Source organism: Flavivirga spongiicola (genome assembly GCF_030540825.1).
GTDB classification, from domain to species: domain Bacteria; phylum Bacteroidota; class Bacteroidia; order Flavobacteriales; family Flavobacteriaceae; genus Flavivirga; species Flavivirga spongiicola.
Genome location: NZ_JAUOEO010000001.1, coordinates 3,022,128 through 3,035,488, shown reverse-complemented (window position 1 = coordinate 3,035,488; position 13,361 = coordinate 3,022,128). Strand labels below are relative to the sequence as shown.

At 30.6% G+C, this 13,361-nt stretch carries 11 protein-coding genes; 2 read left to right on the top strand and 9 right to left on the bottom strand.

Annotated features, from left to right (window positions below; all coding sequences use genetic code 11):
- Window positions 1–2: 2 nt before the first annotated feature.
- The 4 genes from Q4Q47_RS12135 to Q4Q47_RS12120 form a co-directional block, all read right to left on the bottom strand.
- Entirely contained in the window at window positions 3–479 is a 477-nt protein-coding gene (locus Q4Q47_RS12135) for an energy transducer TonB (RefSeq protein ID WP_303306923.1), read from the bottom strand.
- A 203-nt stretch (window positions 480–682) separates the two neighbouring features.
- On the bottom strand, window positions 683–1,825 hold the full coding sequence (locus tag Q4Q47_RS12130; protein ID WP_303306922.1) for a tetratricopeptide repeat protein: 1,143 nt from the start codon (window positions 1,823–1,825) through the stop codon (window positions 683–685).
- Window positions 1,822–4,230: a M56 family metallopeptidase gene (locus Q4Q47_RS12125; protein WP_303306921.1), complete on the bottom strand. Its 2,409-nt coding sequence runs from the start codon at window positions 4,228–4,230 to the stop codon at window positions 1,822–1,824. Before Q4Q47_RS12125 ends, Q4Q47_RS12130 begins: the two co-directional genes overlap by 4 nt.
- A 2-nt stretch (window positions 4,231–4,232) precedes the next feature.
- Window positions 4,233–4,592 carry a BlaI/MecI/CopY family transcriptional regulator gene (locus Q4Q47_RS12120; RefSeq protein ID WP_303306920.1) on the bottom strand — a complete coding sequence of 120 codons (360 nt, stop codon included), beginning with the start codon at window positions 4,590–4,592 and terminating at the stop codon, window positions 4,233–4,235.
- Between the two features lie 199 nt (window positions 4,593–4,791).
- Between Q4Q47_RS12120 and Q4Q47_RS12115 the strand changes: the two genes are divergently transcribed.
- Window positions 4,792–5,274 carry a DUF456 domain-containing protein gene (locus tag Q4Q47_RS12115; protein ID WP_303306919.1) on the top strand — a complete coding sequence of 161 codons (483 nt, stop codon included), beginning with the start codon at window positions 4,792–4,794 and terminating at the stop codon, window positions 5,272–5,274.
- A 452-nt stretch (window positions 5,275–5,726) separates the two neighbouring features.
- On the opposite strand, the gene Q4Q47_RS12110 is transcribed toward Q4Q47_RS12115, so the two are convergent.
- The 5 genes from Q4Q47_RS12110 to Q4Q47_RS12090 all read right to left on the bottom strand — a co-directional run bounded on the left by Q4Q47_RS12110 (window position 5,727) and on the right by Q4Q47_RS12090 (window position 10,338).
- Window positions 5,727–6,401, bottom strand: a complete 675-nt coding sequence (locus Q4Q47_RS12110) for a response regulator (RefSeq protein ID WP_303306918.1) — start codon at window positions 6,399–6,401, stop codon at window positions 5,727–5,729.
- A 13-nt stretch (window positions 6,402–6,414) separates the two neighbouring features.
- A complete protein-coding gene (locus tag Q4Q47_RS12105; protein WP_303306917.1) occupies window positions 6,415–8,178 on the bottom strand; it encodes a tetratricopeptide repeat-containing sensor histidine kinase in 1,764 nt (587 codons plus the stop codon).
- A 187-nt stretch (window positions 8,179–8,365) separates the two neighbouring features.
- Window positions 8,366–8,521 (bottom strand): hypothetical protein, encoded by a 156-nt coding sequence (locus Q4Q47_RS12100; RefSeq protein WP_303306916.1) that lies wholly within the window; start codon window positions 8,519–8,521, stop codon window positions 8,366–8,368.
- Between the two features lie 336 nt (window positions 8,522–8,857).
- Entirely contained in the window at window positions 8,858–9,862 is a 1,005-nt protein-coding gene (locus Q4Q47_RS12095; RefSeq protein ID WP_303306915.1) for a LacI family DNA-binding transcriptional regulator, read from the bottom strand.
- Window positions 9,863–10,194: 332 nt separating this feature from the next.
- Window positions 10,195–10,338, bottom strand: a complete 144-nt coding sequence (locus Q4Q47_RS12090; RefSeq protein ID WP_303306914.1) for a DUF5679 domain-containing protein — start codon at window positions 10,336–10,338, stop codon at window positions 10,195–10,197.
- 452 nt (window positions 10,339–10,790) lie between these two features.
- Between Q4Q47_RS12090 and Q4Q47_RS12085 the strand changes: the two genes are divergently transcribed.
- Complete coding sequence (locus Q4Q47_RS12085; RefSeq protein WP_303306913.1) at window positions 10,791–13,304, top strand: S9 family peptidase; 2,514 nt, start codon at window positions 10,791–10,793, stop codon at window positions 13,302–13,304.
- Window positions 13,305–13,361: the final 57 nt, after the last annotated feature.

Here is a 13,361-nt window from a genome sequence, read left to right as displayed (position 1 = left end):
TATCAGTTAACACCTATAATGATTGGTAATTTAAATTCTGTAGTCACCTGTTGTCCGCGTTTTATAGCTGGAAAAATTTTAGGTAAAGCCTCTAAGCTTTCGGTTAGCAAATCATTAATGTTTGGTATTTCCTGTATGGTCAGACTATCTATTTTGGTTTCCAACAAAATGATAGCGCCCATTTCCGATACTTGAAGCTTCAAATCTATAGTATCATTAATATCCTGAGTTACAACAATAATTTCTTCTTGCAGATGTTTAAATATATGTCCTGTTAAAACGCTTGTGAAACACTCTTTTTTTTCTTGTTTGGTAGACAAAGAATCACACAAGGAAAATGTTGGGTATTCATCAACATCGTTCCATTTAAAGGTTTGTAACTCTTCATTTAAAAAAGTTTCAGAAGATGTTTTTTTTACATTAAAATACCCACAGGAATTAAGCAATATGACTATTAGAAAAACACAAATCTGTCTCATGGATTAAAACTGAAACCGAAAAATACAATTTTTTTGTATGAACTCATCTTGACTTTCTATGATTTGCTACAAAATCATCATTTTATTCCCATATTTTGTCTTTTTATTACATCGTAGCCATGCTATGATGCACAAAAAAGACTTTATCTAGAAATAAAAGCATGACTTTTCGCTTAAATAAAAAAGTCAAGATGAGTTCTATTTTAATGACCTTTTAACCCGTCCTTCATGAATTTTTCTTTCTTTAACTCACTAATACGTCTATCAATGTATTCTATATGGAAACCTGACGGGAATTTCTTTTTAAAGTTATTATACATGACAAGTTTAGCATCTAAATCTGCATAATAAGCATCCTTCGTTATTAGTAAAAAGAAATGCGTACCCGTATTATCAGGGTTTTCTTTTATGGCTTTTTTTAGCGTTTCTATAGATTCACTATACTTTTTTTGCCTATTTAATGCGCGAGCCAATTTTGAATATTCTGCATCTAATGGTAAATCCTTTAAGGCTAAAAATTGTTTTATATACTTTTCTGCGTTAACAAAATCGTCAAGTTCATAATAGCATGCCCCTATAACATATATAGAAGTGACATCGTTCTTATTATATTTTAATACCAATTTTAGTTGCTCAATAGTCTTTTTAAATTCATAATGTTTATAATAACATGAACTAAGTTTTTCGTGAATAAATTCGGAAGATTCGCCAAGTTCTATTAGTTTTTCGAACCAAATAGCTGCTTTTCTATAATACTGTTGCCAATAATAATTTTGTGCTTTTAAACTTATAAGCTTCACATTACCTTCATAGACTTTTAAACCTTTATCAACATATTTGTTAACTAACGGGTGTTTTCTCTTTTGGAGATAATATTTTGCTATTTTATAAATAGCCTTTTGGTGGGTTTGGTCTAAATTATATGTAGCACGAAAATGATTCATTGCAGTGGAATCTTTTAATTGTTCTAAAACCAAACCAAGTTCATAATGGTAATTAGGGTTTTTATTATCTACATAAACCAAATCATTAAAAACATTTGTAGCAGCTCTATACTTTTTAGTTTTAGAAAGTAATTTAGCGTATTCGTATTTTAACAACGCATCTTTTGGATGCACATCTATACTCGTCTTATAATTCTTTAATGCTTCTTCGTAATTCCCAATAGCAATATATGCCTTAGCTATTTTGTCGGAAGCTTCAGATTGATTTTTATATGCTTTATAATACTCTATGGCTTTAGTGTAATGACCATGGGCATATAAACTATCTGCCATATGTAAAACCGAAATTTGCGCTTCGATTTTAAATGATATTAGTAGTAGCAATAAGGTGATTCTAATCATTTCTTTTCTTCTGCTACCTGAAAAATTATTGGCAACGAATAAGGCACATCAACTTTTTTACCCCGCTGCTCACCCGGTATCATTTTAGGCAAAGTATTAATTACGCGTATAGCTTCTACCTCTAAAGCTGGGTGTGGTGCTCTGGAACGTACTCCCGTTATATTACCTTCTTTATTAATTTTAAAAATAACATTTATACGTTGCCTCCCAGACAAACCTAACTCAGTCGCTAATTCTGTATTAAAATTTCTGTTTACATGCTTTGTAATGGCATTTGAAGTACATTTTTTTTGCTCTTGTTTGTCTTGCAATGATTCACAGCCTGGGAATATTGGTGCTTTATCCACAACAGAATAAGGAACAGAAATATCTAACTTATCTTTCTCATAACCCGAAATAGCAACTTCGTCTAACATTTGCGTATCATTTTCAACATCAAATATTATTGGCAAGGAATAAGATACAGTTACATTTTTACCGCGCTGAACACCTGGTTTCATTTTAGGTATAGCAGAAATAACTCGTATGGCCTCTGCTTCTAAATCAATATGCGGAGCTCTTGCTCTTATCTCATCTGTACTTATGTTACCTTCAGCATCTATTTTAAAAATAACATTAATACGTTGTCTACCACTTAATCCATTTTGGTCAGCAACTTTAGTATTGAAATTTTCAATTATAAAATTGGTGATATTTTCATTCATACATTTTTTCTTATCAGCATTACTAAGTAGGTCTTCACATCCTGGAAATACTGGCACATTCTCAATAACAGCAAAAGGAACTTCTACTTCATCCAACATCTCTGTTGCATCTGCCACCTGAAATATTATTGGCAAAGAATAAGGTACAATCACAGATTTACCTTTATGTGTCCCTGGAATCATTTTCGGTAAAGCTTTAATAACCCTTATTGCTTCAGCTTCTAAATCTGGATGTGGTGCTCTTGCTCGTACACCAGTAATACTACCTGTTTTGTCTATTTTAAAAATCACATTAATACGCTGTCTACCTGTCAAGTTTAAAGCACTAGCCAATTCTGTATTGAAGTTTCTATTTACAAATTGCGCTATTTTTTTAGACGTGCAATCTCTTTTCTTTGCATTACTCTTCTCTCTTTCACATTCTGGAAAGACAGGTACGTTTTCAATTACTGAAAATGGGACTTCAGATGCATTTGTATATTTCTCTTTTAACTTTAAAAGCTCTTCTTTCTGTCGCTTTTTACTTTCTGCACTTTCTGGAATGTTCTTAAAATACACATACATTTTATATGCTTGACCTTCAGAAGAATTTACCACCCAAGGTTCTGGTTCATAATATTCTGGAACCTTCTCATTTAAGGAATGTACACTATAAGTCGCTGTCTTCTTTTCCTCATCAAAATGTGCCCAACTTACATAATCTGGATGTGACTTTAAAAATGCTTCATAATTATTATGAATCTTTTTGTTTTCGATAGACATTTCCTTTTCTCCAACGTTTAAAGTATAAGTATATTGACTTAAATTTATAGATTCCTTTTGAATCTCTTGCCCTTCAGATGACGTGTATACCAACATCCCAAAAACCATAGGAATTAACAATGCATATTTAAATAGATGGATCTGTTTTGATTTTGATTTTGATAACATGACGATTCGTTTTTTGATTAATGATTGATTGAAAAAAGTATTGATGAATGATATATTTTTAGTCTCAAAAACCTGAGCTAATAAGTTTTGATAATACGCTTCTTTATTTTGATGTTTTAAAGCATTGGCATCGGCTATAAACTCATGAAGTGTTGCTATTCTATTTTGATACATATACACCAAAGGATTAAACCAAAATAAAATGCGTAGCACTTCAAAAAACAATAAATCTATAGTGTGTTTTTGCTCTGTATGTATAAGCTCGTGTTTTAAAATAGTTTCTTTATCTTCTATTTTTATATGTTCTCCTAAAAAAATATAATGGAAAAACGAAAAGGCTGCATTACTATTTAATAATTCAACTAATACAACTTTTCCAATAGATTGCTTTGGGTTTTTTATTACCAAAGAGAAAATCTTAATAACTTTAAAAAGAAATAAACTAAAGGCAACTAAAACACCTATATAAAATATAACTTCCCATATTGATAATGCATTTGTGTTTAATACCACGACATCTAATAATATAGTATTATTAGAGTTTACAGGTGATTGCCCTAAGACAATTTCAGGTAATGAAACGATATAGTCCTGTGGAACTACTTTTTTAAAACTATCAACTTTTATAAAAGGTAGTATTAAAGATAGAACTCCTGTTGATAAAAGATACATTCTGTTCCAATTAAAAAACGTTTCTCTTTTTAGAAATACATCATATACTAACAAAAAGAAAAGTTGAAACGCAATGGTTTGGATAATATAATGTATCATAACTATTGTTTTTTATTAATCTCTTTTAAAACAGATTCTAAATCTTTAATATTCATATCATTCTTCTTCACAAAAAAAGACACCATACTTTTAAAAGATCCTTGGAAGTAATTATCAACTAACTTATTTATAGACTGATTGCTATAGTCCTGTTTTGCAACTAATGGAAAATAGATATGTCCTTTTCCTTCTTTTTCGTAACCTACAAATCCTTTGTTTTCTAAAATTCTAACAATGGTAGACACCGTATTATAAGCAGGCTTAGGTTCAGAAAACTGCTCTATTATAGCTTTAACATTGGCTTTTTTTAACTCCCAAAGTATTTGCATGATGTCTTCTTCTGCTTTTGTAAGTTGTTTCATGAATGCTGAATTTATTTCAGTATCTTTTTGATACTTTTATTTAATTTAATGAGATACTGAATCAAGTCCAGCATAGCAAAGTGAAATATTTCACTTTGCTAATATAACTAAATATTTAGTTCAAACTAAATATTTAGTTCAAAAAATGTAACATTTATCTTCCCAATACGTCTAATCATCATAAAACTTAAATACCTTTATGGACATTGTTTTAATTATTATTGCTGCTTTATTTATGATTTTAGGTATTATAGGCAGTTTTTTACCAGTGCTACCTGGCCCCCTAACAAGTTGGGTTGGACTTTTAATACTTTACTTCACAGACACCATAACAATAAGCAAGTCATTTATAATAACGACATTAATTATAGCAGTACTTATTTGGGTCTTAGATTATATTATTCCTGCCATGGGCACTAAACGGTTTGGAGGTACTAAATATGGCATGATTGGTACCACCATAGGACTTATAGCAGGGCTTTTAAGTCCTATTCCTGGTGGTATTATTATTGGACCTTTTGTTGGGGCATTAATAGGAGAACTTTTAAACAAAACGGACACTAAAACTGCTACTAAAGCAGCTTTTGGATCTTTTATTGGCTTCATAGCATCTACCTTTATAAAATTCATTACGGCCATCATTTACTTAGGTTTTTTTATAGGATTTCTTTTAGATAGTTAAATATTATGTCAAAGTAATATCTACTTAAATCTCATTACAATCTTGCTTATTTCTTTTGTCATTCCTGTGTAAACAGTAATCCACTTTGAATGATCATATTTAAATGATTAATAGACATTGACGAGCTTGTAAAACAATAATAACTCTGGGCTATATAAAATGGGGTACGATTGAGATTCTTGCCTACGCAGAAATTAAAAAAGAAGAAACCCTATGGGTCTCTCACCTCCATAGGGTCTGTAAATTGCTATTATCAACAAAAAAAATTGAGGGATTAATTAATTTTTTTGAAGCGTTGATAAGGTAAATATACTTATAAGTCCTGTATTTTAGCTGCGGAAAACCCGTAACATATTTACGGGTTTATTGTACTATTGAGTTATATCAGTGGTTTTCAGAACAAAAAAAAGTAGGATTTTTTAGAAAAAAATCAAAATACATAAATTCTGGCACTAAACAAAGCCTTTTTTTCTTGCTTCAAGCAATAAAGTTTCATCTTGTCCGTCATTAACTTCAAAAATATCCCTAAGATGTTTTTTCCTTTTTTCAACTGCACTTAGAGAAATATCTAAATGAGATGCTAAATTTTTCGTTTTTACTCCTTGAGATAACAAATGCAATATTTTTCTGTTTTTAACGTCAACTACAATATCCGTTGTAATGGCTTTTCTAATATGGCTATTTACAGTACCGCTATAAAATGGTGGGTTATTAAGTACAGCTTGAAATGCGCTGGCAAGTTCACTAGATGTTAAATCACTTTTAATTAAAAACCCTTCAGGGTCTATCGTTTTAATAATATTATGAATTCTAAAAGATTCGTTAAACATAGTTAATATGATAATCTTAGTATTTGGTAAAATTCGACGTGCATATTCTGCCAGGTCTTCACCGGAACTCATGGATCCATCCTCTGAAGGTGGTAAACTAATATCTACAAATAGCACATTATACGGCAGCTCGTTTTGAATAGATTTATCCATATAAGCGATCGCTTCATCACAGTTATTGGCTATATCAATTTCGAGTTCCTGGTTTTCTTTTTTAGTAAAAAGTAGTGTATTTTGATACCCTTCTATAATTATAGGGTGATCATCAATCATTAATATTTTTATCTTTTCAATCATAATAAATTTTGTTTTAGGTAATTGGGGCTTCGATAGTTACTGTAGTTCCTGCATCTTTTTCTGAGGTTATATTTATATTTCCGTTAATTTCATTTATCCTGGAGTTCATGTTCTTTAGTCCTATACCGGACTTTACTTTATTAACATCAAATCCAGAACCATTATCACTCATTATTAAGCAAATTACATTATTTTTTAATTTAAAACTAATATTTACTTGTGTTGCGCTAGCATGTTTATAGATATTATGGAGCGATTCCTGAATAATTCTGTATATATGAATTTTAGTTTTATTAGAAACATCATCCCAATGAATCGTATCATCATGCTCTAATTTGTAGCCAAGTTTATAGGCTATTGTTTGCGTTTCTAAAAAAGTTTTTATGATATCTATAAATCCAGAACCTGAAACAAAATTGGTATTTAACTCATGCGATACTTTCCTTATATCCTGCTCAATTATTTTAAGTTCGTCTATATATTGGCCTCTGGTTTTTATAGCCTCTGCATCATTACTCATGTTTAAACTGTCTAAACTTAAACGTGTACCAAATAAGCGTCCTAAAACCCCGTCATGCAACTCTTCAGAAATACGTCTTTTCTCTAAGGTCCTTGCTTCTTCAATACTTTCATTTTGAGACAGCATTAGGTTGTAAATCTCTTCATTTGTTTCTTGCTGCTTCTGTATAAACTTTAATTCTTTATTTCTATTTCTTTGGGTAATGACTAGATATAACAGAAAAGATGAAATGACTATGACTACAGAAAGTATTAAAAGCCACATCCGTTCTTTAGCAATTCTAATATTTTCTTGTTCTATTTGGTTTGTTTCAAAACGAATTCTGGCAAATTTATTTCTTATAGATCGTTCATTTTTTTGCAGGCTGTCATTAAGCTTTATATATTCTTTTGAGTACATTGCAGCAACATTACCTTCTTCTATCTCTGAGAGCAATAAAAGAGATTTCAATAAATCATCATTATGATATTGTTCAGCGATGTCTTTCGCTTTGTAAGCGTAATACTTTGCAGATTTTTTGTCGTTTTTATAATTAAAATACTCAGCTAAATGTTGATTTATTATAATAGAATTATACCCATTTTCCTGAATACTATCACTTATCCTTAGTGCTTGAAAATATAATTTAGGGAGCTTTTCGTAATGTTTAGACAGATATAATGTATGTGCATAATTATCCAAGACAAGAGCATAAACTCCTCTTCTCTCTTTCTTCAAATCGTCACCATTAAGAAGTTGATTATAATAATTTAATGCCAATTTATAATTTCCCGCATTTTTATATGATAATGCTAAATTATTTTTCGAATTATTGATAGTCCTTAAATTATTTCCTTTTAATTTTTTCTTTAATTCTATAGCCTTTTTATAATATGAAACAGATTCATCATATTGTTCTAACTGCCTAAAAACCAAACCTAGATTATTATATATAAACGCCTTATACTTTCTAACCTCATTAGTTTCATTTAACAACCCTAAAAGAGAAATAGCTTCTATAGAGGTAATTTCACTTCCAGTAAGATCTTTTTCATTTTTTTGAATAACAGCAATGCCATATAATGTTTTAGCTATACTTAAATTCTTTTTTAAATTTTTATAAATTTTTTCAGCTTTGTGATAATGATAATAAGCACTATCTCCTAAAACACTATATCTATAAAGTTCTCCAATATTATAATGCGCATTTGCAATAGATAAGGAATCTTGATATTTATTGTCTAAGACATTTTGCTTTATTGAATCAATTATTTGCAACCTACTTTGCTTTTGTCCAAAAACTGAAAAAAAATTGAAAATTATAAATATGTTTATTAGAATAAATTTCAAAAGAAAAGAATTAGCTATTTCTTCAAATGTATTTATAATTTTTTAATTAATATAAATTAAAAAAGGTTCTTTAATTAACATAAAGAACCTTTTATTCTATTTACAAAAATAACTTTTAGTCATCTATTTCTCCACCAGTAAAAGGAGGTGCAGGCATATCAGTATGGTTATCTGCTCTTAGTACATCATCTTCGTTTAAGTCTTGTTTTGTACAAGATACTAATGTTGCGAAAAGTAGTGCTACGAATAAAGTAATTTTTAGGGCTTTCATAATTTTCAATTTTAAGGTTATTATTATTTATTTTCTCTAATTATTAAATTGTTGGCTAAGACATTAATAAAAACATCTCAGACGAGGGAAAAAATGGATAATTAACTTAAAATCGAATGCATAAAAGCTCAACGATTCTATAAAATATTTTACGAGGGAGTAATAAATGAATTAATTTGTCTTTTAAAAAACTTAGGGATATTCTGGAGCGCTCTTTAAGACGCAGTAAAATTGGTTAAACTACATTTGTTAAAGAAATATATTCGACAAAATGTATTATTTTATCGATTAAGTGTAGATTATTAATAAAAACTGTTGATAACCTGTTAAAAACTGTTAAAGGGTAGATTTACTTTTAACGAGGCTTGTCTTTACAATTTTGGTCTTCACATCCTCATTTAAATGCATGTTTTCCAGCCTATTAATTAATAATTGGGCTGCATGAGCTCCAATAATTTTAGCGTGTTGCCTAATAGTTGTTAATCTTGGAAGTGTATGATTAGAATCTGATTTACTGGCAAAACCAATAACAGAAATATCCTTTGGTACTTTTAAACCTAAATTAACGGCTGTATTGATAGTGATAATACCCGATGAGCTATCTGCAGCAATGACCGCATCAACCGTTTTATTCTTTTTAAGAAAAGACTTTATTCTTTTTTGGTGGTCGTCTTTCTTTTTTATTTTTAAAACCAGAGGTTCTTGATTATTATTTTCCAGTATCGCTTTGTTATAACCTCTTTCTCTTAATTTACCAACACTTAAATCATTAATGTTACTAATAAAAGCAATATTTTTACGATTTTCAAGAAGCAAACCTTTAGTTGCATTATAAGTAGCATCAAAATCGTCTACAATAACTTTGTCACATAATACATCATGTGCAACCCTATCAAACATAACAATGGGCAAACCCTTGCTAATGGTTTTCTTAAAATGATCTATTTCATTTTTAATTTGGGTTTCTTCCGCAACAGATAGTATAAACCCATCTACACTACCATTTGCCAGTAACAGCAAACTTTCTTTTTCCTTTTCTAAAGATTCGTTAGAGATACAGGTAATAATATTATAACCTAAATTATTTGCCTCTCTTTCTATACCAAAAAGTACTTTGGCTAAAAAGTGATTAAGGATATTAGGAATTATAACACCTATAGTCTTAGTCTTATTTTGCTTTAAACTTAAGGCTACTTTATTAGGTGTGTAGTTATACAACTCAGCAAGTTCTTTAACTCGCTTAACGGTATCTTCTCCAATTTCTTCACTATTATTTAATGCTTTTGAAACTGTGGAAATAGAAACATTTAACTCTTTTGCTAACTGTTTTAAAGTAACCATACTATTTTACATAAAAATTATAAGTATCGCAATTTACAAAATTACTCTATGCAAATGGTCTAATTAAAAAGATTGGGGGAGTTTTATACCAGTTATGGTTTCAATTTACTGTAAATGACATTAGTACAGACAGTGTAGAATTATAAAAAAACGGTATTTCTAAAATTAATATTTCTCAGAAAAGAAGCACAAAAACGGTAAGCGTATGATAGCGTATTTCAAATAAAAACATACTAATATTTGACCAGCCTGATCATAGTCAAATATTAGCTAAGGATTTTATTAAAATTAGATAGATTGTAAAAACTAAAGTCTTTTGTATTTTAACGCAGTTAAGATTTTCCTAATATTCTAAACATACCTGTTCCACAAGTTGGGCAACTTCCTTTCATTGCTTTTCTTCCATTTTTCATGGTCACTTCGTTAGCATCTTTAATTTCTTTTTTCTCTTTACACTTTACACAGTAGCCTTCCATAATTTAAGATTTTATTTTTATTAAACTTTATAACGTTATAAATGTAGGCTTTATTCTTGGTGTTGACAAATAAAAATACCACGTAAACATCACATTCTCAAACAAATAAAAAATTCATGTATTTTTTGATTTATAGCCACTTATCACTGGACGCATTTTACACAACAAATCTTTCTCACCAAATACTTTGGTTTGATGATTACCTAATTCCATGCAATACGATCTTATAAAAACACACTAATGATATAGAAGGATTTGGTTATATCAGAATCAACCCTAAATGGTTATTGAATTTTACTCTCTTTAGTTTTTTTTGGCTCATAAAAGACACCAAAAAAACATCCACATAATCAACCTAAACTGCTGTAAATTAGTAAATTTTTAACATAACTTTCTTAAAAATTTTTAGACAAAAGCGGTAATTTCGTTGGTTAAATACAAATAAACCAACGATGAGAAATATTACTTTATTGTTTATTCTTTTTTTAAGTATAAATTTAATTTCAGCCCAAGATACTAGCCTCTCAACAACACCTGCACCCAATTATCGCTTAGCATCACAGTTTTCCCCAACTAACCTTGCAAAATTAGTGCACTCAACAACTGTTAGACCTCATTGGTTAAAAAGAGGAAATCGTTTTTGGTATCAATATAAAACGACAGAAGGCTCCAACTACTATTTGATAAATGCGGATACAAAATCGAAATCGAAATTATTTGACAATGAAAAAATGGCAAAGTGGTTAACAGAAATCACAAAAGACCCCTATGATGCACAACATTTACCTCGTTTCAATTTTAAATTTGTTAAAAATGAAACCGCTATTCGCTTTAGAGTAACTTCTACAGAAGAAGTGGAAGTTTTAGAAGACGAGAAAACTGTCGAAAAGGATTCTTCTGCCACAAAAAAAGAAAAAAAGAAGGCCCCTAAAATGGAAAAAAAGGTGTATCATCTTGAATATAAATTAGGTGGTAATTCCCTCACTATCTTAGACAATAAAAAGAAAGAAAAAGAGCCCTGGAAAAAATGGGCCACGATTTCACCCGATAGTACCATTGTATTGTTCTCTAAGAATTATAATTTGTTTTGGATGGATAAAGCAAATTTTTTAAAAGCCGTTAAAGACGAAAAAGATTCAACGATTGTAGAGAACCAATGGACCACCGACGGTGTAGAACATTATGGTTATGGTGGATCTGGACGTGGAGAAAACAACGAAACAAAGGAAGAAAAGAAAGACGATAGAAAAAGAATTAGTGGTATTTGGTCTCATGATTCTAAAAAATTTGTATTTACAAAATCCGACTCCAGACATATTAAAGATCTATGGGTAATCAATTCTGTCGCTAAAAAACGTCCTACTCTGGAAACCTATAAATACCATATGCCAGGAGAAGCGGAATTCTACAAACGAGAACTATTGGTCTTTGATATGCCCTCTAAAGAGATTGTTAACATTAAATTAGACACAACAAAACAACAAAGTATCTCTGTTTACAGAGCACCGGGAAAACAATCAAACAGAGATGATGATTTTCAACCGCCATTGTTACTTTCAAAAAAAGGAAAAATTTATTTTAATACCATAAGCAGAGACAGAAAGAAACTGGATATATGTGTTGCAGACATTAATTCCGGAGACGTCACTGTCTTAATAGAAGAACGATTTAACACCTATATAGAATCGAGGCCTTTGGTTTTGTTTAATAATGAACAAGAGATACTCCATTGGTCTGAACGTGATGGCTGGGCTCATTTTTACTTATACGATTCCAATGGCAACCTGAAACGCCAAGTGACTTCAGGCTCTTATCATGTAAACGGATTTACTAATTTAGATGAGAAAGCACGGGTTCTTTATTTTACAGCAAGTGGGGTTTCTAAAAATCAAGATCCTTACTACGAACATTTATATCGCATTAATCTGGATGGTACTGGTTTACGAAACATCAATTCTGGAGATTATAATACAGCTATAAGTATGGCCGATTCTAATAAGTATTTTGTGAGTAATTATTCCAGAGTTAATACCATACCTAAATCTGAATTAAGAAATGCCAATGGTTCTATTATTATGACCTTAGAAGAAGCAGACCTGTCTCAACTCTTTGCAACAGGATACAAGTTTCCTGAGCCCTTTAAAGTAAAAGCAGATGACGGCATTACAGATATTTACGGTGTTATGTACAAACCTTTTAATTTTGATGATACTAAAAGCTATCCTCTATTGGAGTATGTATATCCTGGCCCCCAAACTGAAGCGGTGAATAAATCTTTTTCAATTAGAATGGATAGATTAGATCGTATGGCACAAGTAGGGTTCGTAGTTATTACATTGGGAAACAGAGGTGGACACCCTAATCGTTCAAAATGGTATCATAATTATGGTTATGGAAACCTTAGAGATTATGGTTTGGCTGATAAAAAATATGTAGCAGAGCAATTGGCAAAAACACATCCTTATATTAATATTGATAAAATTGGGATTTACGGGCATTCTGGAGGTGGTTTTATGTCTACCGCTGCCATGCTAGTATATCCTGACTTTTTCAAAGCAGCCGTTTCTTCTGCCGGAAACCACGATAACTCGATGTATAATAGCTGGTGGAGCGAAACCCATCATGGGATTAAAGAAAAAAAAGATGCTGATAATAATATTTCTTATGAATATGCCATTGATAAAAACCAGTCTTTAGCATCCAACCTAAAAGGCCATCTTATGCTAATTACTGGAGACATAGATAATAATGTACATCCTGGGGGCACTATTAGAATGGCAAATGCCTTAATTAAAGCCAATAAGCGATTTGATTTTATGATCATGCCCGGACAACGTCATGGTTTTGGAAATATGACGGAATATTCCTTTTGGCTTAGAGCAGATCATTTTAGTAAATATCTATTAGACACCAAAACTATGAGCATCGATATTACAGAAATGAATAGAGATAGACCAAAAAAATAATGGCTATTGCCAAATAAAAAACCACGCTATAAGCGTGGTTTTTTATTTATAATCTAA